A 26,638-nucleotide genomic window follows, 5' to 3' on the forward strand; every position below is an offset into this window, starting at 1 on the left:
CGACGCGACCCCACCGGGGGACGCATGCGGGACGTCCTGGGACGCGGAGTGATCGAATTCCGCCATGGTCAACTGTTCGCCGCAGTAAGGTGCCTGAGAGTGTTCGACGGCGACCATTCGCGTAGTCATATTCGCGCTGAAATATGATCACGGGGCTGCCTGTGGGAGGCCGAGGCTCCTGCGGACGGGAGGGGCGGCATGGGGGTGCGGCGATGCGAGCGTTGTGGGTGCGCGCTCAGCCGGTACAACGACAGCGCCAGTGCGTGCGGCCCATGCGCGCGAACGGTCGCCGAGACACCGGCCGAGCCTGTTCCCGCGTGGGTGTGGCGAGACGCCCTGGTGCGCGACAGCCTTGCCGAACTGGACTTCGGCAGGCTGAGCAAGCGCCTTCGGAAGATCGTTCCGCTTCGCCAGGACGATCTGGCCGGGATCACCGGGCTGACCCAGGGCTACCTGTCGAGGCTGGAGGCCGGCCGGGTGCAGCTGACCCACATCGACCGGATCATCGAGTTCCTCGACGCGATTGGCGCCCCGGCCGATCTGGTGAGGCTCCCGCTGCGCACGGCCGCGGACCCCTCTGGCCCAGGACGGAGCGTCAGTTCACTCCCTGCTCATGACGACACCGCCGGGCCGTGGACGGCCCGCCGTATGGTGGCGGCACTGCACGACGCGATGCGAGGGGAGCCTGCCGCCATGCCCATGCGTCCGAATCGCCGCCACTTCCTACTCCTAGCCGGAACCGCCCTCTCCGCCTACATCCACCAGTGGGGAATCGCCGACGCCGAGCCCCTTGAACGCGCGCTCGGTGGCGCGCAGGTGACCCGAGCGCTCGCCGGTAGCCTCCAGGGGACGATCGACAGCCTGCGCACCATGGACGCCAGCTCCGGCAGCGGCCTGGTCGCGGGCCTTGCCCGTGCCCATCTCAGCGTCCTGTACGAGACGTTGAAGTCGGCCAGCTACACCGAGGAGATCGGGCAGCGCCTGGCCGGCATCGCCGCCGACACCGCAACCCAGCTCGGATGGTTCCACTTCGACGCCGGACACCATGTACTGGCCCAGCGAACCCTCCTCGCAGCACTCCGACCTGCCCATGCCTCCGGGGATTCCCGGTACGGCGCCGGCGCTCTGTCCTACCTGGCCATCCAGAGCTACTCGATCGGCGACCCTCGCGACGCCGTGACCGCGATGCAGGCCGCCAGAGAGAAGGTCCGTACCCTCGGCTCCTCGCACCTTGAGGCCATGCTCCTGACCCGTCAGGCGCGCGGGCATGCCAAGCTCGGGGAGCGACAGGCATGTTTGCGGGCGCTCGGACTGGCTGCCGAACTGGAGCAGCTCGGCCCAGCCGAGCAGGACCCGGGCTGGCTCTACTGGATGAACTGGGGCGAGATCCTCGGCCAGACCGGCAGCTGCTACCTCCAACTCGGCGAGCACAAGACCGCGGCAGACCACTTCGAGCAGGCCGCCTCCACCCTGAACCCCGAGGATCTGCGGACGCGGGCATTGTTCGCATCGCGGGCCGCCTCCGCCCACCTTCTCGCCGACGATCGGGACGGAGGCTTCATGGCCGCAGACGCCGCCTTCACCCTCGCGTCGAAGGTCCAGTCGGCCAGGCTGACCGAGCACCTGAAGCAGACCGTGGAGCACCTCCAGGCCATCCCCAGCCCGCGGTCGAACGAGCTGATAGAACGGTCACGACAAGTGATGGCGGCCAAGGAGTCGTGACCGTGACCAGCACCGTACTCGTTCTGTGGGACATCGACCGCACCCTGGTGTACGTCGGCGAGACCGACCGCACTGTCTACCGCGAGGCGTTCCGCCAGGTCGTCGGACGCGACGCGACGAAGCTTCCCGAACGCGGCACCGGCCGCACGATGCCGCTGGCAGTACGGGAACTGCTCACCGCCAACGACATCGACCACCAGGACTTGGAGCTGTTCGCAGAGCAGATCATCGAGCTCCTGCCCAGGCTCCTCGCCGCCAAGGCCGAGCAGCTGCGCGCAGGAGGCCAGCTGATGCCCGGTGCCACCGCCGCACTCGCAGCAGTCGATGCCCACCCGGACCTCGTACCCACCGTGGTCACCGGCAACTTGCAGCAGAACGCGGAGATCAAACTCCGTGCCTTCGGCCTCGATCAGTTTGTCGACCTCGCCATTGGCGGCTTCGCCTCCGACGACTCCCACCGGCCGGCCTTGGTCGGCGTCGCCCAGCACCGAGCCGCCGCCCGCCATGGGAAGACCTTCGACCGCTCGAACACGGTCATCATCGGGGACTCGCTCGAAGACGTGCGGACCGGAGCGGAAGGCGGAGCAGGCGTGATCGCTGTCGCCTCCGGCACCACCACGGCCGACCAGCTCACAGGCGCCGGGGCGGACCGGGTCCTCGACAGCCTGCGCGACCCACAGGCCGTACTCCGCGCCATCGCAGAACTCACGGCCCGCCGTCAGTAGTTCGCCGGCGGCGCCGCCCGCACAGCCGCCCCTCGTCGGCCTGCTACCGTCACCACCATGACGCTCTCCGCAGCAGACGGCCGCGCGATGGACCTCCGGAAGGAGCCGGTCGACTGCATCCTCGAACTGGTCGAGCAACGCCTCGGCACAGCACTCGACCGGACCAGCGTCGTCAGGAAGCGCCGGTCGGTCGGAGCGGGAACCGACCGGGACACCTGGGTCCGTATCGAGCGTCGTCCGTGGAAGAGGGCCAGGGAGCAGGGCTGGGCCGGCACCGAAACCGCTGCCGTTCTGACCGGCGTGGCGATGCCCCGCTGGGTGAGTTCGGTGGCGTGGCGCGACGAAGGTGACGGGGCGATCTGGCGAGCGGACGAGACGTCGCGCATTCCGGGTAGTCCGGTCGGCACGGCCGTCCTGGCCACCGATCCCGAGCTTCCGGACGGTTGGTGGAAGGCCCTGAATGCCTCCCTGGACGCGCTCGCCGCCCAGCCCACGTCCAGGGTGGCGACGCCGGACACCGAGCCGATCACCCAACAGCTGGTCGATCAGGTGATCCGCACCGCCTTCCCCCTGGCGGTGAGCACCCAGGTGCTCTCGTGGTCTGCGGCGCACGCCGACCTGAACTGGGCGAACGTCACCGGTCCCGAGTTCTGCCTGTTCGACTGGGAGGACTGGGGGATGGCGCCGCACGGCCTGGACTCCGCGTCTCTTCTGGCTGCCTCCCTCGCCGTCCCGGCGCTCGCGGACCGCGTACGCCGCGAGCGCCGGACGGACCTTGAGAGTCGCGACGGCATGGTGACGCGCCTCTTCGTGCTGGCGAAGATCGCCGGCCCGCACGCCCACCCGGACGACCCCCGGGTAGCCCCGGCCCGGATCGAGGCCGAGCAACTGATCCACGCGCTTCAACCACTCTGACGGGCGGCCCGCTCAGCCAGCAGACGCCGGTACCCGTCGATGAGTTCGGCGTTGACCGCCAGACCGGCGGCATCGACCAGCTCGCGCAGATGATCCGGCCTGTCGGTGCCGACCGCGACCGCGCCCACCAGCGGCAGCTCGAAGGCAACCCGGAAGGCCGCCTGCACCGGAGTCGACTCACCCGCGGCACCGGCCAGGAAGAGACGCGGGTCGCTCCGACGCCAGGGCGGGCTGGCAGGGTTCCCGCCGAACGGGCTCATGCCCCAGCGGCGTTCGGCCGGAATACCCCATCCCCGGGCGAGGACTTCACCGACGGCCAGGACCTCGTGGCCGACGAGCAGCCCGGATCGGACCATCAGGACCTCCGGCGCGACCGGAAGCTGGGCACCGAGCACGGCCACCGCGCGCGGATTCCACGTCGCGACCCCCCACGCCCCACATAGCCCGGCCGCCACCGCTTCGGCCAGGACAGCGCAGGCGGCGGCCAACTGCTCCCCGCCTCGTTCACCGGCCGTGAGCGAGGCTTCCGGGTTGTGCAGGAACACCACGTCCGGTGAACGTCCCAGGTCCCGAATCGTCTGCTCCAGCGCGGCGCGAAGCTCCACCGGATCGAGGCTGTGCCGCGCCCGACCGCCGACGGCCGGAAAGTAGCCGACCCTGGTGGAGACCGTGAAGCAGGACAGCAGGTCCCCGCCCACGTCGGCGAGCGTGGCGTGCGAGGTGAAGCCCAGGTAGTTGAACGCGGTGTCGATCGCGGTCACTCCGTGATCCAACGCCGCCGTCAGGAGGTGGCGTTCGTGACGAGACCGGTGTAGCCCGAGAACAATTCGTCGGTCAGCGGCGCGCACAACCCCTCCTTCGCCAGCAGGCCGGCCACCGCATGTACCTCGGTGCCGACAGCGGCCTCGGCCTCCGCCAGGACCACGGGGTGTCCGCTGAGCAGCAGTCGCAGCGCGGGCTCCGCCTTCGCGGCGAAGCTGAGACGTCGACCGGCCGCAGTCACCTCCACCACGTTGTCACCCGGGCGGATTTCCGGGCGGAAGTTCGTGGTGCAGACCGCCGCCGTGAGCGGGCCGAGTACGTCCAGGTGCGGCACCTGCCGAGCCGGCCCGGCGGTCCGCTGGTAGTCGCTGAGGAACGCGGCCGGAGGCCGTGAGTCCACCAGCTCCTGCGCGGCGGCGATCAACTGGCTGGCGTCGGCACCCGGAGCGCGGTCGAGATCGTGCCGGAAGACCTCGTGCTCGCGGCACCAGTCGCCGAGCCAGGCCATCCAACTGGCCCCGGTCCGCTTGGTGATGCCGAAGGTGACGTGCAGCGAGTGACCGGTGTCCCCGTGGCCGACACGAGTGGCCCGGTGCCAGTGGCCCCGCGGGATGTGCATCACCTCGCCGGCGCGAAGCAGTCCCGACCAGATCACCTCCTCGCTCGGCGTGGAGTTCGGGTCGGCGTCCCGGTACATCGGCGCGGTTCGCGAAGTACCACGGACCTCCCAGCCCTTCTCGCCCGCCAGTTGGACGACGATCACGTCGTGGTCATCCCAGTGCAGCGGGAACCCCTCCGCCTCGCCGGTAGTCCAGTAGACGTTCACCTGGACCCGCTCCTGGCTCCACCACTGCAGCGCGCGGCAGGCCACCTCCAGGGTCGGATCGGCGACGTTCGCCTGGTCGAGGATCAGCGTCGCGCCCTCGCTGAGCAGCCGCCCCAGGGCGTTCATGTTGACCAAGGAGATGCTCTGGCCCCGGGGGCTGACGCTGTCCGTGAAGTAGACCGCGGGATGGACCTCCACACCTTCCTGGAACAGCCGGAACTGCGGGCGGGCGAGACTACGCCTCATCACCAGGTCGAGCAGCCGTTGCGGGGTGAGCAACCGCCTCGACAGGTCCTCGACCCCCGTGTGTCCCCTCGTGAACCGATCGCCGATCCGTTCCGGTCCCGCCCAGCCCAGAGCCGACTCCACGGCCCTGATCAACCTGTGCTCCATGCGAACCTCCCCTGAACTCGATCACCAGGCCGTACCGGCTGGTGGGCGTCCGGATACCGGTACGCCCACCAGCCGGCTCACTCACTCGCTGTCGTGCAGATTGCCGTCGCCCCCCGGCCACGGGTCGTCGCCGCCGGAGCCGGCGTTGTCCGAGCGGAGACTGTCGTACCGGTCGTGCACCGCCCCCAGCTCATCGACCGCGAGCAACAGTTCCTCATCCGGTTGACCTGCCATTTTTCGCTCCTCTCATGCCCCCGGGCTAGCGGAGGCGGACGGCGTACAAAGGCACCGCCTATAGGCGGCCTCGCACTGGTTGCCCATCATCAATCGGCCGTTACCTGGGGTCATATTTCCCTGTGAATGTGGAATTTCGACCTCCAGGCGTAGCGTCATCGAGCCCTGCTGACGCAAGCCGCTAGTCAGGCTGGGCAGCACGCATCCCCCGTGCCAGGGCCCTTGATCCATCCCCCGGCTGCTCGCAGCCGTCGGGCACGGGCCTGTGCTGCCACCCCCGAAGGATAGGGCGAGTGGGTACGCGGGGGACGGCCCCCGGTGGATACGTCTCGGGACGTCCCTGGAACGTCCCGGAACGTGGTTGGAAGGCACTCATTAGGCCCGCCAGAATCAGTGGGAATCTCGGTTTTGACGGCGCGAGGAAATCGAAACCTGAGATTCGGCGCCCACTTCTGGAGCTGATTCAATCTGCGCAGCGCTCCTCCTGGACTTCGCTTCCTTTGAAAGGCAGGTGCCCGCTGAAAGCAAGATCAGGAACTGGAGGAAGCGATCGAGGTCCTCCAGGCCGGTTGCGACACCGGCTTCCGGCGGGTCCACTACATCGGCGGGGAGCCGACGGTGCGCAGGGACTCCGCGGATCTGCTGTGGGCCGGCAGGCGCCGGCAAGGCGATCGGCTACGAGCAGCAGGCAAGGCCGCCTACGTACACACCCTTAACGACTCCGGGCTGGCCACCCGGCCGCCTGGTCCCGGCCCTGCTGGACCAGCACCAGCAGGCGGACGGCACCGTCACGGTACCGGCGGTGCTGCGGCGGTGGGGCGGCCGCGAGTCCTTGGCCCCGGCAACAGCCGGATAGCCGAACCGGGCGCCAGCGCGCTACGTCCTGTCCGGGCCACGGCCGTGGCCCGGACAGCCCTTGCACACAGCGTATGGAGCGCCCGCCGGGCGGGAAGGCCGACAGCATGACGGAGACTTTGCCCCAGTGGGCGTGGCAGATCGCCAAGGAAGAGCTGTCGGCCACCCTGCCGAGGCGGTGGGCACACTCCCAGGGGGTGGCACGCCAGGCCGCGCAACTGGCCTCGGTCGCCGGGCCGGACGGCGGCCTGCTGGTAGCCGCCGCCGTGCTCCATGACGTCGGCTACGCACCTCGGCTGGCCACGACCGGCTTCCACCCCCTGGACGGCGCGCGGTTCCTGCGGGATCGGCACGGTGCGGACACGCGGCTCGTGCGGCTGGTGGCCAACCACTCGCTCGCCCTGCTGGAGGCTGAGGAACGCGGGCTGCGCGAGACCCTGGAACGGGAGTTCCCGCTGCTCGACGACCAGGTGCTGGTGGACGCCCTGATCTTCTGCGACATGACCACCACTCCCGACGGCATCCCCACCAGCGCCGGCGAGCGGGTCGCGGAGATCCTCGCCCGCTACGGAGCCGACACGCTGGTGGGACGATTCATCCACCGCGCGCAGCCGGAGATCGAGGCAGCGGTGGCCCGCACCGAACACCGCGTCGCCGCCGCGGCTCAGCCGAGGTAGGGGTACCTGCCGCTGAGGTAGTGACCGATCTGCTGGCGCATGCTCGGGTGGATGTCGTACTCGTCCAGGTCGCCCGGCCTCACCCAGCGCACACCGTCGGCCTCGTCGTTGACCGTCGGGATACCGCCGATCGGGCGGCCGATGTACGCCACCTCGAACTGCTGGCGGGCTTCGCCGTTGCTGCTGTACACGACGATGTGCTCCGGGTTGGAGTAGACGCCGAGGAGTCCGGTGACCTCCGCCTTGATCCCGGTCTCCTCCTCGCACTCGCGCACCGCGCAGTCGGCCGCGGACTCGCCGATGTCCTGCTTCCCGCCGGGCAGCGCCCACTGCCCGGTGTCGCGTCGGCGCTGCAACAGGATCTCGCCGGCCTCGTTCTGCACGAGCAGATTGCTCGCGGGCACCAGCGAGTTCGCGGCCGGTGCGTCCGGATCGCCGTAGTACTCAGTCCTGCCGGCCACGAGACTGGCCTCCCTGCGCGTCGTCGGTCCACGGCCGGGCCAAGTCCCAGACCGCATCAAAGCTCGAAGCGTAGCCGCCGAACCAACCGAGGTCGCCACCCTTCTGGAGATGCAACAGCGGGTTGGCGGACGCCGGCTGACCCCACACGTGCGGATTGACCAGCAGATCGTCGTCGTAACGGAACAACGAGGTGTAGAGCGTGGTGTCGTGCAGACGGATCTCGCATCCGGGCGTGCCCAACAGCGGCCGGTAGTAGGTCAGCGAGGCGCCGATCTTCGCCGCGAGCGCGTCGCCGATACCCTCCTCCCGCCCGCGGATCGCTACCGCGTGGCCCTGCGGGTCACCGAAGCACAACCGGACCTTCACCCCGGCCGCCGCGCGCTGCGCCAGCATGGCGGCGATGCGCGGGTTCGATTGGGCGAAGAACGTCCCCGAGAACACCAGTACGTCGATGCCCTGCTCTGCTTCCAGCAGGAGAGAGAGCCACATCTCCCGCGGGACGCTGGCACGGTCGGGGTACGTGGCCACGAGGCCGGTGCCGGGACCGGACGCCTGTCCGGTCTGGGGTCGGGCCTGGGGCCAGAGGAAGTCGTCGTCCACCTTCAGGTGGCGTGCAACATTCCACCGGTGGCGTGCATGCGGCAGTCGACCGCCTAACCAGCGGGTCACCGTTTTGGGGTCCACCTCGCAGGCCGCCGCGAGTTCCACAGGGGAGACACCGCGCTGGGCGAGTGCGGAGCGCAATCGCTCGTTCACAGCGGATATCCAACCGGACGACGGTAGGACTCGCAAGGACGTCCTAGGACGCGGAGCGGCCGACGCGCACCAGGCAGGTTGCCTACGCTGGCCCGATGGCGCTCATCGTCTTGTGGGACATCGACCACACGCTCATCGACAACGCGGGAGTGAGCAAGGAGATCTATGCGGCGGCCTTCGAGGCCGTGGCGCAGCGTCGGCCGTCTGGCCCTGCGGTGACAGAAGGGCGCACCGATCGACTGATCATGCGAGAGATGTTCGACCGTGACGGTCTGGCCCAGCCGGGGTGGAACGTCGTCCAGGCCGCTCTCGAAGCGGCCGGTCGGGCGCGGTCCGAGGTGCTGCGGCTGCGCGGCTGCGCGCTGCCCGGCGTCCGGGAGGCCCTTACCGCTGTCGCGCAGGAGCCCGGGGTCGTCTCGTCGGTGCTGACCGGGAACATCGCGGCGAACGCCCGGGTGAAGCTGGCAGCCTTCGGGCTCGATGGTCTGGTGGACCTGGAGGTCGGTGCCTATGGTGCCGACCACCGGGACCGGGCGGCACTCGTTGCGGTGGCCCGAGACCGCGTCCACAATGCCCGTGCTGTCCCGGCGGGTGCGCCCGTGGTGCTGGTCGGTGACACTCCTCGGGACGTCGAGGCCGCGCTGACCAGCGGGGCTCATATCGTGGCCGTGGCCACAGGGCTCCATTCCGCCTCTGACCTTCGCATGGCCGGCGCCGAAGTGGTGTTGCCGGACCTGACCGACACGGCCGCTCTGCTGACGCATCTTGCGCGAGTTGCCGCCGAACGGGACTGAACTGGGGAGTCGGCCGTACCTGAGCATCCCCCGTTGCGCGGTGTTCCGTTGGTCGACGGGCCGTTCGTCCTGAGTTGTGAGCGGTCGGCAGAGAAGCTGCTTGAGGCTGTCGGAGAGGTCGTAGGCGAGGTGCGGATGTACCACGGCGTCCTTCTGAACGACCTGGGTGTGGAGAAGCTGGCGGAGTGGAGCAACGACGGCCTGAACGGATTCGGAGCGGAGACGGTTGCGCAGCACCTTCTCCTGGCTGTCTACCGGCTGATCTGCTCGGGTACACCCCGGACGCCCCCGTGCGTCCGAGCCGTGACGGATGGACCGCAGCCCTCGGTCTCGCAGGACGCCGAAGGTCACCAGCCCAAGGGCTCGCGCTCGTAGAAGAGCCCGCCGGTGGGACCGTCGTCGGGCAGGGTGGCGAGCCACACCGGTGTGTCGGCTGCCTCGTCGGGGGTGCGGTCGGTCTCGCCGTAGGCCATGCGGGTGTTCGTTCGGCCGGGGGAGGCGGCGTTGACGAGGATGCCGGTGCCGGTGAGCTCTGCGGCGAGGATCTGGGTCAACGCGTTGAGGCCGGCCTTGGAGACGCGGTAGGAGACGTTGCCTGTGCCCATGTTGCTCTGGGATCCCAGGTGGCTGGTGATGTTGACGATCCGTCCGTAGCCATTCCTGCGCATCTCCGGTACAGCGGCTGCGGCGAGACGCCAGGCGCCGAGCAAATTGGTGTCGAGGGTCACCCGGACGCGCTCGAAGTCGGGTGCGGTGGCGGCCTGGTGGCGGTCGACGGCGACTGCGGCGTTGTTGATCAGCACATCGAGGCGCCCGAGCTCGGCGCCTACGTCGGCGACGGCGCGGGCGACGCTCGCCGGGTCGGTCACGTTCAGTTCATGGGAGTGGACCGCCAAGCCCTTGCTGGCGAGGGCCCTCTCGGCCTCTTGGCCGGCGAGCCGGTCGCGTACTCCGAGGACGACGTGCATTCCCTGTTCGGCGAGTCGGGTGGCGACGGCGAGGCCGAGGCCACGGTTGCCTCCGGAGACGAGGGCGACGCGCTGGGCGGGGTTTGTGGTCATGCGGACAGTGTGGCGAGCAGCTGGTCGAGGCGCTGGACTTTCGGGTCTTTCTTGGTCATGGGGAGTTCGGCCCGGGCGGCGAGTGCCCGCGCCGTGTTGCGGTGTGACGGTGCGCTGGTGGCCAACTGGACGGCCGTCTCCAGGAGGTGGACGGCTTGGTCGGCCCCTCCGAGCGCGATATGGGTTCGAGCGCTCTGGATGGTGTAGGTCGCCAGGTCACGCCCCTTGGCCGGAGGCATGAGATCCAACGCGGTGCTGAAGTGGGCCCCGGCCAGCCTTGGGCGGTGCAGGTCCGCGTAGCAGGTGGCGGTCTGGGCGTGGAACTCGGCGGCGTCGAAGTATCCGGTCCAGGCCGGGTCGTCGTCGGCGACCGCGGATCGGGCCATCTGCGTCTCGGCTTCGGACAGCAGGTGTTCGCAGGCGGCCCGGTTGCCGCAGGCGGCTTCGGCCCGGGCCTGGCGCAGCAGCAGCATGGCCCGCGTTCTGGGGGTGACGTCACCGGCGCCCTCGACGGCGGCGGTGGCGAGGTCGAGGGCGGCGGCGACGAGACCGTGGTCGTAGCACTGGAGGCTGAGAGACTTGAGGATGTTGGCGCCCAGGGCGCGGTCGTCGGCGGAGTGGGCGGCACGCAGGCCGGTCGTCCAGTACCGCTGGGCGGCGGCATGGAGGCCGGCGTCGAAGCTGGCGAAGCCGGCGAGGCGGGCGAGTTCGGCGGTGAGACGCAGGAGGCGTCGGCCGACCTCCTCGCTATAGGACGCCTTCTTGAGCAGGTCGGTGACGGTGGCCAGCTCGGTGTCGAGGAGTTGGCGGGCGCGGGGGCCGCCGAGCGCGGCCTCCAACCGGCGCAGCCGCGGCAGGCCGCCTTCCAAGGCTTCCGCCAACTGCTCGTCGACCGGGCCTCCGGCGACTGCGGCGGCCAGGGCGTGAGGCGTCTGCGAGAGCCACTCGCCGGCGAGCAGGGTCAGGGCCTGCCCGCCGAGCTTCATGAATCCGCGCCGGTCGGGCATCGCATGCTCCAGGGTGTCGTCCAGTGCATCCAGCGTCCCCGCCGTGGTCCAGGGGAAACCGGTGCGGACCGGCCCGCCGTCCGGTAGCCATCCCGGCCAGCCGAGTCGGTGCACCTCCTCAAGGCGTACGCCGAGCGCTGCCGCGAGCGCTGCCTGGCTCTCGGCGTCCGGTTCGACTCCCCAGTTCTCCCACTTCCACGCCTTGCGCCGGTCGGCGGAGCGCTTGGTGGAGCCGGCGGCGACGTCGACGACGTCCTGGAGGGTCCAGCCCTGCTCGTCCCGGACGACGCTGAGCGGGTGTACGAGTCGTGCTCCTGCGCGCGACCCGCTTGATCGGCTCATCAGCAACTCCCGATATGTTCACCGGATTGTAGCCCTTTCGCCACTGTGTGCTGATGCTACATCTGCGGTCGCTGGAGCCGGAATACGACACGGATACGACAAAACCGGTCTTCACAAAGGGAGTTGAGCGACGGTTAGCTAGTGCTCCCCCGAAGGGTGTCCAACCGCTGGTGTGCGGTGGGGCGCCGGGGAGCGCGACCAGGGACCACTTCAGGACTGTTCCCGTCGATGACCTGGCCGCACAGCGAGATGACGTCACCGAAGACGGACCGCTCGCACCGATCGCCGAAGCACGGCACGCCAGCCGTGCTCGCGTCTGCTCACCTGCACACCGATCCGCCGGCGGCGTCGTCTCGTTGCCGGACGGGTTCGGCATGCCCATCCCTGAGGAGCCCCATGTCACGAAGGACCGCCGTCGTGACCGGTGGAGCCGGATTCATCGGCTCCCACCTGTGCGATGCGCTGCACCACAGCGGCTTCGCCGTCGTCTGCGTGGACAACTTTTTGACCGGAAGCCGCACCAACATCAAGCACCTGCTCGACGCCGAGCACTTCGAGCTGATCGAGCAGGACGTCAACGACAAGCTCGCCGTCGACCACGAGGTGGACCTGGTGTTCCACCTCGCCTCGCCGGCCTCCCCGGCCGACTACCTGCGCCACCCGATCCCGACGCTGACGGTCGGCTCCATCGGCACGCTCAGCGCGCTGGAGCTGGCCAAGGACCGCGGTGCCCGGTTCGTCCTCGCCTCCACCTCCGAGGTCTACGGCGACCCGCACCAGCACCCCCAGACCGAGGCCTACTGGGGCAACGTCAACCCCGTCGGCCCGCGCAGCGTCTACGACGAGGCCAAGCGCTTCTCGGAGGCCGCCACCGCCGCGTACCGCCGCGAGTACGCCACCGACACCGCGATCGTGCGGATCTTCAACACCTTCGGCCCCCGGATGCGCACCGACGACGGCCGGGCCGTGCCGGCCTTCATCACCCGGGCGCTGGCCGGGAAGCCGCTCCAAGTCGCCGGGGACGGCCACCAGAGCCGCTCGCTGTGCTACGTCGACGACACCGTGGCCGGGCTGCTGGCGGTTGCCGGGAGCAGCCACCCGGGCCCGGTCAACTTGGGCACCCAGGACGAGCGCACCGTGCTGGACATCGCCCACTGCATCCTCAGCCTCACGGGCTCCGCCGCGGGCATCGAGTTCGTCGCCCTGCCGGAGGACGACCCTGTGCGCCGCCGGCCCGACACCACCCTGGCCCGGCAGGCCTTCGGATGGGAGCCGCAGACGGCCGTCGAGGACGGCCTGGCCGCCACCGTGACCTGGTTCGCCCGGCAGCTCGCGGCCGGGGCCGCGCGGTGAGCGCCCCGGCCCCCGACGCCGCGGGCCGACTACGGGCAGACGGGTACACGGTCGTCCCCGCGGTGGTCACCGGCCCTGTGCTGGCGCGGCTGCGCTCCGAAGCCGACGCCCTGGTGGCCGCCTTCGAAGACGGCCACCGCAGCGACGACTTCTGGCACTTCACCCGAGACGGGGCGAGCACCCCGGTGCTCTACCGCGTCCACAACCTCCAGCAGCAGCCGGGCGCCCCGCTCGCCGCCGGGCTGTTCGCCGCCGGGCCGCTCCACCACCTCGCCGAGACCCTCCTCGGCCGCCCGGCGCGAGCCCGGGTCATCGCGATGATCGTCAAGATGCCGCACGTGGCCGCAGCCGTTCCCTGGCACCGCGACCGCACCGACACCCGTCCGGGCACCGCGGTCAACCTGAGCCTGTTCCTCGACGACTCCGACACCGGCAACGGCTGCCTGGAGTTCGTCCCCAGCAGCCACCTGCTGGCCGACGACGCCGACGTGGACCAAGTCCGCACCGCCGGGCCGGTCCTGCCGGTCAGCGCGCTGGCCGGCGACGTGGCCGTGCACGACGTGCGAACCGTCCACGCCTCCCGCCCCAACACCTCCGCGCGGCCCCGCCGCAGCCTCGTCATCGAATTCGTCCCCGCCGACACGGAGTCGCCGTGACCAGCCCCGCCCCCGCCCGCCGCCCGAAGGTCGCCACCATCACGGTCGGCACCAACGAGTCCCGCTGGCTGCCCGCCTGCCTGTCCACCCTGCTCGCCGGCAACACCCCCGACCTCGACCTCACCGTCTGGTACATCGACAACGCCTCCACCGACGGCAGCACCGCCCTGGTCCGCGACACCTTCCCCGCGGTGCGGATCATCCAGAACGACAGCAACCTCGGCTTCGCGAGGGCCAACAACGTCGGGATGCGCGCTGCCCTGGCCGACGGCGCCGACTACGTCTTCCTCGTCAACCCCGACACCCGTACACCGAACGACCTGATCCACCAGCTGACCACCTTCATGGAGAGCTGGCCCGAGTACGGCGTCTGCGGCCCCATGCAGTACACCTACACCGCCGACGGCGGGCCCGTGGCCCTCGACGAGTACAACGAGTGGTCCCGCACCGCGCTCCGCCTGGGCGAGGCCGACGGCTTCGTGGGAGACCGCCCCAACCGGCCCTCGCCCGCCGGCCCGGCCGCCGGCCGCGCCCCCGCAACCTTGGAGCACGCCTACGTCCAGGGCGCCGGCCTCTTCGTCCGCGCCGAAGTCCTGCGCTCCCTCGGGCTGTTCGACCGGGTCTTCCACACCTACTACGAGGAGACCGACCTGTGTCGCCGGACCCGCTGGGCCGGCTGGCGAGTCGCCCTCAACCTCGACCTCGGCATCCAGCACTACGGCGGCGGCGGAACCGGCGCGAGCACCTACCGGCGAGTACAGATGCGCCGCAACCGCTACTACTTCCTCCTCACCGACATCACCTGGACCTGGCCCGACATCATCAGCCTGGCCGGACAGTGGCTGCGCGAAGACCTCCTCGGCCGCTCCGTGGGCGGCAACACCACCCCGGCCCGCGGCTGGGCCGAGACGGCCGCCGCCGCCTGGTGGCTGCTGCGACTCACCCCCACGATCGCCCGCCGCCGCCGCGCCCACCGCCGCCTACGCGCCACCCGCACCGTCAGGAGCACGCCATGACCAGACTCCTGTTCGCCGGGGACTTCCACTGGCAGGCCGGCTCCGCCCACATGATCGCCGAGTACGTTCGCGCCGCGCCCGCCCTCGCCTGCGAAGTGGCCCTCGCAGGGCCACTGTGCCGGATGGACGACCAAGTCCCTGACCTCCTGCCGGTCGTCGACGACCTCGCCTGGGGTACCCACCTCGTCCTGGTCTTCGAGGGCCGCCAGTTCCTCGACGAGAAGCAGTTGGAGCTGTGCGAGCGCTTTCCCCGCGAGCGCCGGATCGTCCTCGACCCGGACGCCCACTGGGGCAAACACACCGTCCTCGGCCCGGACGACTCCGCCGGAGCCTACGGCCACGAACAGTGGCAACAGCTGTACCGGCAGCTCAGCGACCTCATCCTCCAGCCTCGCCTTGGCCCCCTGCCGGACGGCGCCCGGTTCTTCCCGTACTTCGCGATGCCCAAGCCGGTACGACGCCCCGAACACGCCGCCGAGTACCTGCCGTACGAGCTGCAGTACGTGGGCGCGAACTGGTGGCGCTGGGACGCCCTCACCCACCTGATCGAAGCCGCCCGATCGGCCCGGCCGCCGCTGACTCGCCTTCGGGCGGCTGGCCGCTGGTGGAGCGGCGACCCCCACCCCGACCACCTCACCGCCACCGCCAACCGACCGGGTTGGCTGGCCGAGCGTGGCGTGAAGGTCACAGGCCCCGTCCCCTTCGGTCAGGTCCTCAACCAGATGGCCAAGGCCGAAATCACCCCGGTCCTGGCCCGCCCCCTGCTGGCCCACCAACGCCTGCTCACCCCCCGCATGTTCGAGACCATCGCGGCCGGCACCATGCCCGCCCTGCCGCCCGAACTCGCCTACACCGCGGACTTCTACGGCGAGGAGATCACTCCGTTCCTCCTCGGCCACCACCCCGCCGAGGACCTCGCCCGGTTGCTGCGCGACGCCACCGCGAACCGCCCGCGCCTGGGCCGGATCCAGGACGACCTGCGCCGCCGCTTCAACTACCGGCGCGTCCTGGGTCAGCTCCTCGCCTTCACCGACTAGTCCGGGAGGACTACCGTGCCCACCGTCCTGATCACCGGGATCACCAGCTGCGAGAGCCGCGGCGTTGAAGCCCTCGCCCGCTCCCTCGCCACCACGCTGACCGCCGCAGCTGACACCTCGGTCACCGTGCTCACCCAGACCCCCGACCTCGACGCCGAGGCCCTGGCCGGCACCGGCGCCGACTGCACCGCCGACCCGTGGGTCGTCTCCCGCTCCTGGGCCACGATGAGGCCGGTCGAAACCGAACCGCACCGCCGCGCCCGCGCCGAGCGCCTGCTCCAGCAGACGGACCTGGTCCTCGCGACCGGGGGAGACCTGCACACCTCCGGCTACCGCGTGTCCACCCCCTACCTCTCGGTACTCGACCGCGCCCAGCAGCTCGGCATCCCCACCGCGATGATCGGCCAGTCCGTCGGCCCCTTCACCGACCCCGCCGAGCAGCACGCGTTCACCGCCGTCGCCAACAGGCTCGATCTGCTGACCGTCCGCGAGACCACCACCCTGGCCTACCTCATCGCGCAACTCGCCCTGCCCTCCGAGAAGGTGCTGCTGAGCGCCGACCCCGCCTTCCTCCTCCAGCCCTCGCCCCCGGAACGCGCGAAGCAGCTGCTCGGAGACACCGGCCTCGACGTCGGGCAGCAGTACGTGTGCCTGGCACCGAGCAAGGGCGTCACCCGCTACAGCGCCGTCACCGACGCCGAGCACCTCGACGCGCTGACCCGCCTCGCCGACACCCTGTGGCGGGTGCGCCGCCGCCCGCTGGTCCTCGTCCCGCACTGCCACGACTCCCGCGAGCACAACGACGACCGCATCCTGGCCCGGCAGATCGCGGCCCGCCTACCCGACGTGCCCGTCCACGTGCTGGACGCCGGCGGCACCGGGGCCGGCGACTACAAGACCGTGCTCGGCGGCGCCGACCTCGTCGTCTCCGAACGCCTGCACGCCTCGATCGGAGCCCTGTCCAGCGGTACCCCCGCCGTGGCCATCGGCCACTCCCCGAAGTTCGGCGGCGTCCTCGCCGACACCTACGGCCCAGGCGTCCCGGCCGCCGACGTGCACCGTGACGTCGCCGCCTTCACCGCGGACCCGACAGCGGCAGAGCACCTCGCCCAGCTGGACACCGACAAGCTGCGCGAGAACCTCGCCACCCGGCTCCCGAGCCTCACCGCGCTCGCCGCCGCCGACATCGCCCGCGTGCACACCCTCCTCAACTCCTGACCCCACCAACCCGATCGGAGCACAGCATGCCCCTGCACCTGGTGACCGGCGGCGCCGGATTCATCGGCTCCCATCTCACCGACCGCCTCCTGGCCGCCGGACACGACGTCGTCGTCTTCGACAACCTCGACGGCGGCAAACGCGAGAACGTCCCCGACGGCGCCATCCTGGTCGTCGGATCCATCGCCGACAGGAAGACCGTGGACGAGCTGTTCGCCCACCACGCCTTCGACAGCGTCTTCCACCTGGCCGCGTTCGCCGCCGAGGGCATCAGCCACGCCGTCAAGGCCCACAACTACGAGGTCAACGTCATCGGCAGCACCCACCTGATCAACGCCGCCCTGCGCACCAAGGTTCGGTACTTCTCCTACGCCTCCTCCGTCGCCGTCTACGGCACCGGCCGCGTCCCGATGCACGAGGACGACCACCCCCAGCCCGCCGACAGCTACGGCAACGCGAAGCTCACCATCGAGCGCGAACTCGCCATCACCGCGCACCTGCAGAACCTGCCGTTCACCGCGCTGCGGATGCACAACGTCTACGGCGAGCGGCAGAACATGGCCGACCCCCTGCGCAACGCCGTGGCGATCTTCCTCAACCAGATCATGCGCGGCGAGCCGATCACCGTGTACGGCGACGGCAGCCAACTCCGCTCCTTCACCTACGTCAACGACATCATCGGCTGCTTCCTCGACGCCGCCGACAACCCGCGCCACTGGAACCGGGCGATCAACGTCGGCAACCAGAAGCCCTGCACCGTCCTGGAGATGGCCCACGCCGTACGCGACGCGATGGGCGTCCCCGACCACCCGATCCACCACCTGGCCGCCCGCGAGGAAGTCCACGCCGCCTACACCAGCAGCGAACTCGCCCGCCTGCTGCTCGGCGGCTGGGAGGACACCCCGCTGGCCGAGGGCCTCGCCGCCACCGCCACCTGGGCCAAGACCCACGGCCCGGTCCAGCCCCGCAGCACCCTCTCCCTCGAAACCGAGCCCGACACCCAGCCCGAGTGGTACACCACCGCCACCTCCAGGACAGAGAAGCCGTGACCAGGACCAACACCCTCCCCCCGGCCGAGACCATCGCCACCGACGTCGGCGGCGTCCTCTACTACGACGAGCCCTTCGAACTCGCCTGGCTGCAAGGCGTCCTGGAACGCGCCGGCGAAGCGGACCCGAAGCTCACCCTCGACCAGTTCACCACCGAGATGCGCCGCTTCTACCTCCAGCGGGCCCGCGCCACCGCCAGCCCCGGCCTCTACAGCCCGGCCGGCACCCTCAGCTGGAACCACCTCCGCCATACCTGGGACGACCACGTCCAGGTGATCCCCGGCGCCTTCGACGCCCTCGACGCCCTCGCCGCCGACCGCCCGGTGTGCATCGTGGCCAACCAGCCGCCCGAGTGCGAGACCGTCCTGCGCGACACCGGGGCCGCGAACAACCTGGCGCTGATCGCCCTCGACACCACGGTCGGCATCGCCAAACCCGACCCCGGCCTACTGGCCTGGGCCATCTCGAAGCTCGACTGGAGCCCGGCTACCACCCTGATGGTCGGCGACCGCCCCGACCACGACGCCGCCCCCGCCCAGCGCCTCGGAGCCCACGCCGCCCTCGTCGAACCACCGATCGGCTGGACCGTCCCGCCGCGCACCGACCCGGCCCTCGTCTCCGCCTACCGCGAGGTACGGGCCGAACGCCTGGAGATCCGGCGACACCCCGCCGCCGGCCACAGCCTCCACGTGCTCGACCTCGCCGACCTGGCCGAGCACCTGGTCGGCCGTCGTCGACCGGCCCCGAAGTGGGCCGACGAATGAGCGTTCCCCTGACCCTGGCCATGTGCAGCAACCGCCCCAGCCAGCTCGGCGACGCCGTCCACCGACTCCGCGACCTCCTCGGCGCCGAGGACCACCTCCTCGTCGTCGTCGACACCGCGGTGGACACCGCCACCGCGGTGTCGCTCCCGCAGTCATCCGCGCGGCTGACGGCGCTGTTCAACGGGACCACGGCCGGCCTGTCCTACAGCCGCAACCGCGTGTTGAAGGAGGCGCCCACCCGGCACATCGTCTTCGTCGACGACGACATCGTCCCCACCCTCGACGCGATCGAGAGCCTGCGCGCCGTCCTGGCGAACGGCACCCACGTGGCAGGCACCCGGATCACCGCCGACCTCCAAGGCCGCCGGCCCCCCTGGTGGCTGACCCCCGGACAGCTCCACTACCTCGGCTCCCACCATCCCGGCCGGCCCGCCAGCATCTGGGGCGGCTGCTTCGCTCTCGACCGCGACCACACCCGGCTTCTGGGAGTCGACTTCGACGACCGCCTCGGCCGGATCGGAACCAGCCTCGCCTCCGCTGAGGACACCACGTTCGTCCGCCAGCTGATCGCCCTCGGCGCCACCGCCACCGTCCTCGACAACACGGAAGTTCACCACCTGATCCCCGCCCACCGGCTCCGCCCTGGCTACCTCGTCCGCCGCGCTTACTGGCAGGGCCGAAGCGAGGTCCGCAGACGTACCGCCACCAGCGGACTGCGCAAGGAGTGGAACCGCAACCGCTCCAGCGGTCCAGGCGGTCGGCCCGCCGCGCTCGCCCTGCTCTACAGCGCGGCCGTGCTGACGGGGATCGCCCACGAACTCCTCGACCGCGCCTGGGGCCGCTCGTGAGGATCGCGATGCTGAACCCGCCCTACCGGTACGGACAAGACACCACCCAATGGATCACCGTCCCGCCACAGGGCTATGGCGGCATCCAGTGGGTGGTCGCCACCCTCATCGACGGGCTGCTCGACGCCGGGTGCGAGATCCTTCTCGTTGGCGCACCCGGCAGTATCCCCCGGCCGGGCTTGATCGTCTCCGACGCCACCACCCCCGGCGCCGCCCTTGGCGCGCTCCGCGAGTTCGCCCCTGACGTCGTGCACGACCACACCAACAACCAACTCCTGCCCACCGAGGCACCCTGGCCGACCGTCCGGACCCACCACCTCAACGGCGCACTCGCGAACCCGGCGAACGGCGTCTACCTCTCCCACGCCCAGCGCCGGGCCGCCGGATCCGCCCGCGCGCCGATCATCCGGCTGCCGGTCAACCCCGGCCGCTACACCTACCGCGAGACGAAGGACGCCTTCTTGCTCTTCCTCGGCCGCGTATCCGCCCACAAGGGCGCCCGCCAAGCCGCAGCCTTCGCCCAGGCCGCCGACCTCCCGTTGATCCTTGCCGGACCGGCATGGGAGCCGGACTACCTGCACGGCATCCTCGCTGACTACCCGGACACCGCCCAGCACATCGGCGAAGTCGGCGGCTCCCGCCGCACCGGCCTCCTCGCAGGCGCCCGCGCCCTGCTCGCCCTCTCCCAGCCCTTCGGCGGGCCGCTCGGCGGGGAGTGGATCGAGCCCGGTGCCACAGTCGTCGCCGAAGCGGCCGTCAGCGGCACCCCCGTCATCGCCACCGACAACGGGTGCCTCGCCGAGATCGCCCCCCACGTCGGAATCGCCCTCCGCTCCGCAGTGGTTCCCACCCCGGAGTGGGCTGCCAAGATCCTGGCCGCCCTTCCCACCCCGGAACACCTTCGTGCCACCGCAGTTGAGAGGTGGGGCCACCACGTGGTCGCTGCGAAGTATCTGGAGGTCTACCGTCGAGCCGCAGCGGGCGGCACCTGGTCCTGACCGGTGCTCAGCGGGCACGCTTCCCGGCAGCGCTCCGCTGCCGGGAAGCCTCGTAAAGGACCGCGGTCGCGGCGTTCGACGCGTTCAACGAACTGGCCGCCCCCGTCATCGGGATGCTCACCGTGAAGTCGCACAGTTCCCGCCAGGTGCTGGACAGCCCGGTCGTCTCGTTCCCGATCAGAAGCAGCACCGGCTGGGTGAGGTCGAAGTCGTAGACGTCCGCGTCGCCCTTCTCGTCCGTGCCCACCAGGACTATCGGGTGACCAGCAGCGCGCTGCCGCTCCACCCACGTCATGACCTCGGTCGGCCCTGGGACGCGGACGGAGGAGAGCGAGAAGAGACTGCCCGTAGTCGCCCGAACGGCCTTCGGGTCGTAGACGTCGGCGGCGTGCCCCGAGACGATCATCCCGTGCGCGCCGAAAGCGTCCGCCGACCGGATGATGCTGCCGATGTTTCCGGGAGTGGTCGGCCTGTCAAACAGGACACCGAGGAAGTCCGGCCCGCCCTCGATCCGGTCCAGATCGTCCGCCGGCATGCCGACCACGGCGATCACCTCGGGCGCTCCCTCGGTCTTCTCTCCGAGGTCCGCCAACAACTCCGGTGCCATCGCGATCCGTTCAGCCTTGACTGTCCGTAACAGCGTCTGGGCCCAAGTCGACAGCTTCTGCCGGTCGTCGTAGAGCAGGGCGTTGATCGGCCAGCCGTACTCGACAGCGAGCGAGATCGGCCGTACCCCCTGAACCAGGAACTCGCGGAGCTGGTTCCGCTTCCTCCTGTTCCCGAGCAGGGCTTCCCACTGCTGGAACCGCGCGTTGCGAGAAGTGATCCGCGGGACCGCTGGCACCTGTCCTCCAAGGTGAGTTGACTACTACGATGCGTTCCGACCACAGCGGAGTCCGCACCAGCGCGTCTGAAAACCCTACACCGGCAGGCCCTTTCGGGTCCGCTTCCGTGGCGCGGCTATGCGCCCCTTGCCATGAGACGAAACGACCGCCTGGCTGTGATCAAGGTCGCTCGGCGTCCGCTTCACTTGCACCGACTTTGTAGCTATGGTCCGTCGTCCCCCGGTCGGGACGAGCCCCGGCCCTGGCACCAGGAGGACCTCCCTGCAGATTCACCGCACTTCGCACAGCTCCCGCTACGTGGTCATCCCGAACGCCCTGGCGCAGAACCGCTCGATGTCGTACACCGCGAGGGGTCTGCTGGTGGACCTGCTGTCTCGGCCGGACGACTGGAGGGAGACCTGCCGGCAGATGGCGGACTCCAGCCCGCAGGGCCGTAAGGCGCTGGCTGCGGCGCTGGAAGAGCTGCGGGTATGGGGCTACTACCGTGTGGACGTGGTCCAGCTGCCGAACGGGCGAATCCGCTCGGAGGCGCACGTCTACGACAGGCCGCAGCTTGGGGTGTTGCCGGGTGCCACTGTGCCGGACTCCGGTGAGTCGGACCCCGCTCAACGTGGCGTCCTTCCAAATGACCTGGTCGAAATACCCTCCCTCCCGGGGCCGGAGCCTGAGTCGGTTGCCGAGGGGGGGAAGGAGGAGTCCGCTTCGGATCTTCGGCCTCGGCCCCTGCTGAGCAAGTCGGTGCCGGAGATGGACACGGAGACGCGGACGGCGATGGCGGCGCTGCTTCGGGCGGTGAGACCGGAACGGCGCCTGCCGCTGGGGGAGGCGGAGGCGGCGGCGCTTGCCCCGATGGTCCGGGCGTGGATGGACCGGGGTGGCTCGGAGGAGCAGCTGCGGGAGGCGTTGCTGTCGGGGTTGCCCCAGGTGGTCTACTCCCCGGCGGCGGTGCTGCGGTCGCGCCTGGAGCGGAAGATGCCGGCGGAGCTTCCCTCGGAGACCCGGCGTCGCCGGGGGGCAGAGTGCGCGGAATGCCGTGACCCGCTGTCGGAACCGGGCCTGTGCGTGCAGTGTCGGGGTGCGGTCCCTCGGCAGGAGGGCGCGGATCGCGGCGTCGAGGTGACGGCGCGGGGTATAGCGAAGGTTCGGGCGGCGATGGGGCGTTGAGGCCCTTGCCGGCGACGCTCAGCACAGGCGACAGGAGACCCGGCGGGTAGCGCATGTTCGGTGGCTGTCAGGGGTGTGTGAGCCGTCGTCGGGCAAGATCAGCGGCTGGGGTCAGGTGCTGCCGGTTGCCGCGGCAGCACCTGACCGTGCCTACAGCCGAACTGGCAGGGCTTCGAGGCCGCGGACCAGCCGGGATCGCCGCCAGGCGAGCTGTTCGGCGGGGATGGCCAGCTGAAGACCGGGGAAGCGCTCCAGGAGAACGCCGAGGACGATCTCGACCTCGGCGCGGGCGAGCGGGGCGCCGAGGCAGCGGTGGATCCCGTGGCCGAAGGCTATGTGGCTGGCAGCGTTTGCACGGTCGAGATCGAGGCGGTCGGGGTCGGGGAACCGCAAGGGATCCCGGTTGGCTGCGCCCGGGCAGACGAAGACCGGGCTGCCGGAGGGCACTTGGCTGCCGCTGAGGTCTACCGCATCGGGCGCCCAGCGCAACGTGGCGATGCTGACCGGGGAGTCGTAACGGAGCAGTTCGTCGACAGCACCCGGGATGCAGTGCGGGCTGGTGCGCAGGTGCTTCAGGTCGACAGGGTGCAGGATCAGAGCGAGCACGGCATTGCCGATTCCCGCGGTGGTGGTTTCGTGTCCGGCGACCAGGAGCAGCACGGCGAGGGAGAGTAGTTCGCCCTCGCTGAGCCGGTCGGCGTCGTCGTCGTGGACCGCGATCAGGTCGGCGAGCAGGGAGTGGTCGGGGTGGGCACGCTTGGCGGCGATCAGCTCCGTCATGTAGCCCGCCAAGGCGTGGGAGGCGGCGTCGATCCGTTGGTGGTCGCCGCTCGCGAACAGGTCGGTGGACCAGGAGCGGATCGCGTCCCGGTCGCTCGGGGGGACACCCAGGAGTTGGCAGATGACGGTGACTGGCAATGGGCCGGCCAGTTCCTCGACGAGGTTGACCTCGTCGCCGGGCTCCCACAGCCCAACGAACTGCTCGGCGAGGGAACGGATGTAGGGGCGAAGCGCGTTGACCCGGGCGGGGGTGAATGCCTTGGTCACCAGTCGCCGGAGCCGGGTGTGCTCGGGCGGGTCGACGGTGAGCATCGACCGAGCGACGGCCGGGTGTAGCGAGCGGTTGGACCGCTTGTCGGCGAAGTAGGCGCCGGTGTTCTTCGACAGCGGGGCGGTGAACGCCTGCCGCGCGGCGTCGTAGCCGGTGACGACGGTCGCGATGGTGGCGCCGTGCTCCAACGGCACCTGCAGGACTGGGGAGGTCGCCCGCAGAGCGGCGTAGGTGGGGTAGCGGTCGGTGTAGAACGCGGGCTCGGCGAAGGGGGAAGTCATGGTCGATCCCTATGCCGCTTCAAGGGCCGTGTGCTGCTGGGCGGCGACGGCGGTGCGGACGATGTCGGAGGTGGCGTACTGCTGGGAGACCGAGCGTAGCCACAGAGCCTCAGCACGAAGGTCTCCCGCGCGGGCGAACTCGCCGGTCGCCTGCGGAGCCGGGTCGTCCTGAGGCAAGGCGCCGGTTCGGGCCGCCTCGATCGCCGCAGCGAGGATCGCGGCCTCGACGATGGCGGCGCCGGTTTCGGTGCCGCTTTGCCCGCGCCGCTCGACGGCCTCGGCAGCCAGGCGCTCGATCGTTCGGGACCGGTGGACGTCCAGGTCGAGGATGCCGTCGCAGACCTCGACAACCCTGCGGTGCAGGACGAGGTCGGACTCGGCAGACCCGCCGATCGCCGTCAGGACGACACTGGGGGAGACCTCGGTCAGGTCGCGCCAAAGCGGCAGTAGGTCGGCGGCGGTCTTCCGCTCCCAGCGGTGACGAAGGAACTGGGCCACCGGCCACAGGACGGCCGGGAGGGTCAGGCCGATCGTGATGAGCAGGACGCTGACGGCCGGTGCCGTGACGCTGAAGGCGCAGTCGGCCGGCGTGACCAGGCTTGTGCACCGGGCGCCGCCGGCAACCGCGTTCCAACCGAACAGGGCCGCGATGGTGTTGATGGTTTTGTAGGCCGCGTAGACCAGGGCGAAGAGGCACCCCAGGGCCGTCATGCGCAGGCCGATCCGCTGACTGGTGCGGGTCGATGCCTTGGAACGGGTCCAGGTCTGGGTGAGGCAGTCGTAGACCGCGTATCCGAGGTAGGCGATGTACGCCACGGAGTAGACGTGCAGGGACGTGGGCAGCGTTCTGAGCCCGCCCCGCTGCTCGACGGCGCTCCACACCATGCTGGAAGGGGTGATGGCGAAGGCTACAGCCATGATCGCGACGGCCAGGGCCAGGAGCCGCACCCGCTGGCGAACTCGGCGACGAGCGTCGGCAGCGGAGTAGTTGAGGTAGATGAGGAGCGCGGAGACACTGGCTGCCGCTGACAGGGTCGCGGAGTTGCTCACGAGCCGGGGGAAGTCCAGTGCCACTGCGGAGTCTGCCAGGACCCGGACTGCGGGTTGGTACGCGCTGAAGGCGACGGAGAAGCAGGCGAGAAGAGCAGACAGGCTCAAGGTGCCGGGGGGACGCTTGCCCGGACGTGGTTTGAATGCCCAGTAAAGCGATGCGGTGAGCAGCAGGATGGGCATGCCACCGAAGATGGCGCTGATCATTAGGTGAGTCCTTGCAAGTCAGGCGAAGAGCGCGTCCCAGCGCTCGTCCGCTTCGCGGGGGCGGGAAGCGGGTAGTACTGCCCCGCGGTACATGAGTTGGAGGATCAGGGTGGCCGTCGTCTCGGCCTCGATTTCCTCCTCTGTCTCATACGAGGTGCGGGCGGAAACCCCGAGGACGCTCCAGTCCATCAGGTCAGCCAGTTCGTCGTCCGACATGACGTCATTGAGGTCGACATCGCCCTTGTGGTCGCAGAGGATATGGGCGAGTTCGTGGGCGATGATCTGCCGTTGGTGTAGCGGTGAAGCATTCTTCTCGTAATAGATGACCTCGCGGTCCGAGTACCTCTTCCGCAGTCCGCAGGCGAAAGCGCTCCTCATGTCGATGGCCTCGCAGACGATCTTCCGACCGACTGCTGCGGCGACCGCGTCAATCAGCTGTGCCTCGCCGAACCGGTGAGGTAGGGACAGGCGTCCGAGGCGTTCTTCGCAGGCATCCCGCAGTGAACTGGCATGCATGATCCCTCCCAGAAAAGATCAAGGAATCCACTGGCGGCACGGCGCGGGGAAGTCCCTCTGCCGTAGTAGCTGGATGATCGTAGGCAGAGAGTTGAAGATCATTTCCCATTTGATCTTGACGACCATGATCAAATGGCGCTGGGGGTGGTTAGGGTTGGCTTACTGGTGACTACGCAGCGTATTCGTCGCAAACCGACCGCCTGGGCTGTTTTGGGGTGCCCGAGTCGGCGCGGCAGTTCGTTCATCACCGAAAGTAAAAGTATCCCAGGGTGTGGCGGGTCGAGCGTGACCTGCATCTCAATCAGGGATTTGCGGCGCCCGGGGGGGGGTATGTTTTGCCACCTGATTAATCTATGCGCATAGATGAAGTTCAAAAATAAATTACCCGGCGTGTCGAGGGCTCTCAGGCGGGGGGGATTGGTGGCAGGCCTTCGGATTCCCGGGCCATGTCGAGCATGTCCAGGATGCGCCCCATGTTCTTCGCGCTGAGGCCTTGGCTGCGCAGTGCGATCGACTGGATTCCGGCGTCCCGCATGGCCGTGGCGAGGTCCCGCTGGGCGAACATCCCCTCGGGGTCCTCGTCGCTGACCCAGTAGGTCGGGGGGACATCGAAGAAGCTGCTGAGGGATCTGAGGGTGTTGATCGTCGGATTCGCCTTAGTTCCCCTGCGGAGTTGCTTGATGGTGCTCTCGCCGACGTCGGTGCCGGCGGCGACCTCGGCAACCGAGTATGGGCCGCGGGTTCGCGGGTGGCGGTGCTCGAAGAGATAGTTCAGTCGCGCGGCGATCTGAGGCAGCCCGCCCTGGTCCTTGTCTGCCTGCTGGGCCATCGCAGCACCTCCCGCGTGTTAGATCGTCCCAAGTGGGCACTTTAGTGCCTCCTGGTGCGCCGATGCACATCCCAAAGGGCGATCTAGTGCCTTCAGGTGGGCACTTTGGTGTACGTTGATCGCGTCGAAGGGGGCACTAAAGTGCCAAACTCCTGGTGGGGGCCTTAGTGCGCACTCGCCATGGGGTTGGGGTGATTCTCGCTGACCAGTCGTAAGGGTTGGCTG

At 69.8% G+C, this 26,638-nt stretch carries 27 protein-coding genes; 15 read left to right on the plus strand and 12 right to left on the minus strand.

All coding sequences use genetic code 11. The annotated features are described in order from the left end of the window. Positions 1 to 339: 339 nt before the first annotated feature. Genes AB0E96_RS01070 through AB0E96_RS01080 form a run of 3 tightly spaced genes read left to right on the plus strand, consistent with a single transcriptional unit; the run spans position 340 to position 3,362 of the window. The gene (locus tag AB0E96_RS01070; RefSeq protein WP_359817042.1) at positions 340 to 1,722 is read left to right on the plus strand and encodes a helix-turn-helix domain-containing protein; all 1,383 of its coding nucleotides are present in this window, start codon (positions 340 to 342) and stop codon (positions 1,720 to 1,722) included. After that, complete coding sequence (locus tag AB0E96_RS01075; protein ID WP_359817044.1) at positions 1,719 to 2,447, plus strand: haloacid dehalogenase-like hydrolase; 729 nt, start codon at positions 1,719 to 1,721, stop codon at positions 2,445 to 2,447. The genes AB0E96_RS01070 and AB0E96_RS01075 overlap by 4 nt, the downstream gene beginning before the upstream one ends. Positions 2,448 to 2,504: 57 nt before the next feature. Then, positions 2,505 to 3,362, plus strand: coding sequence for a hypothetical protein (locus AB0E96_RS01080; RefSeq protein ID WP_359817046.1), 858 nt, complete (start codon positions 2,505 to 2,507; stop codon positions 3,360 to 3,362). Here the strand turns inward: AB0E96_RS01080 and AB0E96_RS01085 are convergent. The 3 genes from AB0E96_RS01085 to AB0E96_RS01095 all read right to left on the minus strand — a co-directional run bounded on the left by AB0E96_RS01085 (position 3,350) and on the right by AB0E96_RS01095 (position 5,577). Continuing rightward, on the minus strand, positions 3,350 to 4,123 hold the full coding sequence (locus AB0E96_RS01085) for an aldo/keto reductase (RefSeq protein WP_359817048.1): 774 nt from the start codon (positions 4,121 to 4,123) through the stop codon (positions 3,350 to 3,352). The genes AB0E96_RS01080 and AB0E96_RS01085 overlap by 13 nt on opposite strands. Positions 4,124 to 4,143: 20 nt before the next feature. Then, the gene (locus tag AB0E96_RS01090) at positions 4,144 to 5,343 is read right to left on the minus strand and encodes a cupin domain-containing protein (protein WP_359817049.1); all 1,200 of its coding nucleotides are present in this window, start codon (positions 5,341 to 5,343) and stop codon (positions 4,144 to 4,146) included. A gap of 81 nt (positions 5,344 to 5,424) precedes the next feature. Beyond that, on the minus strand, positions 5,425 to 5,577 hold the full coding sequence (locus AB0E96_RS01095; protein ID WP_359817051.1) for a hypothetical protein: 153 nt from the start codon (positions 5,575 to 5,577) through the stop codon (positions 5,425 to 5,427). A 962-nt stretch (positions 5,578 to 6,539) separates the two neighbouring features. Here AB0E96_RS01095 and AB0E96_RS01100 point away from each other — a divergent pair. After that, positions 6,540 to 7,109, plus strand: a complete 570-nt coding sequence (locus AB0E96_RS01100) for an HD domain-containing protein (protein WP_359817053.1) — start codon at positions 6,540 to 6,542, stop codon at positions 7,107 to 7,109. Here the strand turns inward: AB0E96_RS01100 and AB0E96_RS01105 are convergent. Together AB0E96_RS01105 and AB0E96_RS01110 are read right to left on the minus strand one after the other, a co-directional pair. Next, positions 7,097 to 7,570 carry an NUDIX domain-containing protein gene (locus AB0E96_RS01105; RefSeq protein ID WP_359817055.1) on the minus strand — a complete coding sequence of 158 codons (474 nt, stop codon included), beginning with the start codon at positions 7,568 to 7,570 and terminating at the stop codon, positions 7,097 to 7,099. The genes AB0E96_RS01100 and AB0E96_RS01105 overlap by 13 nt on opposite strands. Continuing rightward, entirely contained in the window at positions 7,554 to 8,327 is a 774-nt protein-coding gene (locus AB0E96_RS01110) for a helix-turn-helix transcriptional regulator (protein WP_359817056.1), read from the minus strand. The genes AB0E96_RS01105 and AB0E96_RS01110 overlap by 17 nt, the downstream gene beginning before the upstream one ends. A 95-nt stretch (positions 8,328 to 8,422) precedes the next feature. Here AB0E96_RS01110 and AB0E96_RS01115 point away from each other — a divergent pair, with 95 nt between their 5' ends. Continuing rightward, positions 8,423 to 9,121 (plus strand): haloacid dehalogenase-like hydrolase, encoded by a 699-nt coding sequence (locus tag AB0E96_RS01115; RefSeq protein WP_359817058.1) that lies wholly within the window; start codon positions 8,423 to 8,425, stop codon positions 9,119 to 9,121. Positions 9,122 to 9,468: 347 nt separating this feature from the next. Here the strand turns inward: AB0E96_RS01115 and AB0E96_RS01120 are convergent, their stop codons facing one another. Both AB0E96_RS01120 and AB0E96_RS01125 read right to left on the minus strand, forming a co-directional pair. Further along, positions 9,469 to 10,182 (minus strand): SDR family NAD(P)-dependent oxidoreductase, encoded by a 714-nt coding sequence (locus tag AB0E96_RS01120; protein WP_359817059.1) that lies wholly within the window; start codon positions 10,180 to 10,182, stop codon positions 9,469 to 9,471. Next, positions 10,179 to 11,531 carry a hypothetical protein gene (locus AB0E96_RS01125; RefSeq protein WP_359817061.1) on the minus strand — a complete coding sequence of 451 codons (1,353 nt, stop codon included), beginning with the start codon at positions 11,529 to 11,531 and terminating at the stop codon, positions 10,179 to 10,181. Before AB0E96_RS01125 ends, AB0E96_RS01120 begins: the two co-directional genes overlap by 4 nt. A gap of 417 nt (positions 11,532 to 11,948) precedes the next feature. Here AB0E96_RS01125 and AB0E96_RS01130 point away from each other — a divergent pair, with 417 nt between their 5' ends. The 9 genes from AB0E96_RS01130 to AB0E96_RS01170 are packed head-to-tail and all read left to right on the plus strand — an operon-like array spanning position 11,949 to position 20,470. Next, positions 11,949 to 12,884, plus strand: a complete 936-nt coding sequence (locus AB0E96_RS01130; protein ID WP_359817062.1) for an NAD-dependent epimerase/dehydratase family protein — start codon at positions 11,949 to 11,951, stop codon at positions 12,882 to 12,884. Then, on the plus strand, positions 12,797 to 13,540 hold the full coding sequence (locus tag AB0E96_RS01135; protein WP_359817063.1) for a phytanoyl-CoA dioxygenase family protein: 744 nt from the start codon (positions 12,797 to 12,799) through the stop codon (positions 13,538 to 13,540). The genes AB0E96_RS01130 and AB0E96_RS01135 overlap by 88 nt, the downstream gene beginning before the upstream one ends. After that, the gene (locus AB0E96_RS01140) at positions 13,537 to 14,556 is read left to right on the plus strand and encodes a glycosyltransferase family 2 protein (RefSeq protein WP_359817065.1); all 1,020 of its coding nucleotides are present in this window, start codon (positions 13,537 to 13,539) and stop codon (positions 14,554 to 14,556) included. The genes AB0E96_RS01135 and AB0E96_RS01140 overlap by 4 nt, the downstream gene beginning before the upstream one ends. Next, entirely contained in the window at positions 14,553 to 15,593 is a 1,041-nt protein-coding gene (locus AB0E96_RS01145; RefSeq protein WP_359817066.1) for a hypothetical protein, read from the plus strand. The genes AB0E96_RS01140 and AB0E96_RS01145 overlap by 4 nt, the downstream gene beginning before the upstream one ends. Before the next feature lie 15 nt (positions 15,594 to 15,608). Further along, complete coding sequence (locus AB0E96_RS01150) at positions 15,609 to 16,811, plus strand: polysaccharide pyruvyl transferase family protein (RefSeq protein WP_359817068.1); 1,203 nt, start codon at positions 15,609 to 15,611, stop codon at positions 16,809 to 16,811. A gap of 26 nt (positions 16,812 to 16,837) precedes the next feature. Beyond that, complete coding sequence (locus AB0E96_RS01155; protein ID WP_359817070.1) at positions 16,838 to 17,860, plus strand: NAD-dependent epimerase/dehydratase family protein; 1,023 nt, start codon at positions 16,838 to 16,840, stop codon at positions 17,858 to 17,860. Beyond that, positions 17,857 to 18,624, plus strand: coding sequence for an HAD family hydrolase (locus AB0E96_RS01160; RefSeq protein WP_359817072.1), 768 nt, complete (start codon positions 17,857 to 17,859; stop codon positions 18,622 to 18,624). The genes AB0E96_RS01155 and AB0E96_RS01160 overlap by 4 nt, the downstream gene beginning before the upstream one ends. After that, complete coding sequence (locus AB0E96_RS01165; protein WP_359817074.1) at positions 18,621 to 19,472, plus strand: glycosyltransferase; 852 nt, start codon at positions 18,621 to 18,623, stop codon at positions 19,470 to 19,472. Before AB0E96_RS01160 ends, AB0E96_RS01165 begins: the two co-directional genes overlap by 4 nt. Positions 19,473 to 19,480: 8 nt before the next feature. Further along, positions 19,481 to 20,470, plus strand: a complete 990-nt coding sequence (locus AB0E96_RS01170; protein ID WP_359817076.1) for a glycosyltransferase — start codon at positions 19,481 to 19,483, stop codon at positions 20,468 to 20,470. Between the two features lie 7 nt (positions 20,471 to 20,477). On the opposite strand, the gene AB0E96_RS01175 is transcribed toward AB0E96_RS01170, so the two are convergent. Continuing rightward, complete coding sequence (locus tag AB0E96_RS01175) at positions 20,478 to 21,314, minus strand: RNA methyltransferase (protein ID WP_359817078.1); 837 nt, start codon at positions 21,312 to 21,314, stop codon at positions 20,478 to 20,480. Positions 21,315 to 21,612: 298 nt separating this feature from the next. Here AB0E96_RS01175 and AB0E96_RS01180 point away from each other — a divergent pair, with 298 nt between their 5' ends. Beyond that, positions 21,613 to 22,479, plus strand: a complete 867-nt coding sequence (locus AB0E96_RS01180) for a hypothetical protein (protein ID WP_359817080.1) — start codon at positions 21,613 to 21,615, stop codon at positions 22,477 to 22,479. Positions 22,480 to 22,629: 150 nt separating this feature from the next. Here AB0E96_RS01180 and AB0E96_RS01185 read toward each other — a convergent pair whose 3' ends face one another. The 4 genes from AB0E96_RS01185 to AB0E96_RS01200 all read right to left on the minus strand — a co-directional run bounded on the left by AB0E96_RS01185 (position 22,630) and on the right by AB0E96_RS01200 (position 26,413). Continuing rightward, positions 22,630 to 23,811 (minus strand): cytochrome P450, encoded by a 1,182-nt coding sequence (locus tag AB0E96_RS01185; RefSeq protein WP_359817082.1) that lies wholly within the window; start codon positions 23,809 to 23,811, stop codon positions 22,630 to 22,632. Between the two features lie 9 nt (positions 23,812 to 23,820). Beyond that, entirely contained in the window at positions 23,821 to 25,068 is a 1,248-nt protein-coding gene (locus AB0E96_RS01190; RefSeq protein WP_359817084.1) for an MAB_1171c family putative transporter, read from the minus strand. A gap of 18 nt (positions 25,069 to 25,086) precedes the next feature. After that, a complete protein-coding gene (locus AB0E96_RS01195) occupies positions 25,087 to 25,584 on the minus strand; it encodes an ImmA/IrrE family metallo-endopeptidase (RefSeq protein WP_359817085.1) in 498 nt (165 codons plus the stop codon). Positions 25,585 to 25,987: 403 nt separating this feature from the next. Next, a complete protein-coding gene (locus tag AB0E96_RS01200) occupies positions 25,988 to 26,413 on the minus strand; it encodes a helix-turn-helix transcriptional regulator (RefSeq protein ID WP_359817087.1) in 426 nt (141 codons plus the stop codon). Positions 26,414 to 26,638 lie beyond the last annotated feature (225 nt).

The organism is Kitasatospora sp. NPDC036755, from assembly GCF_040636595.1.
Lineage (GTDB): Bacteria > Actinomycetota > Actinomycetes > Streptomycetales > Streptomycetaceae > Kitasatospora.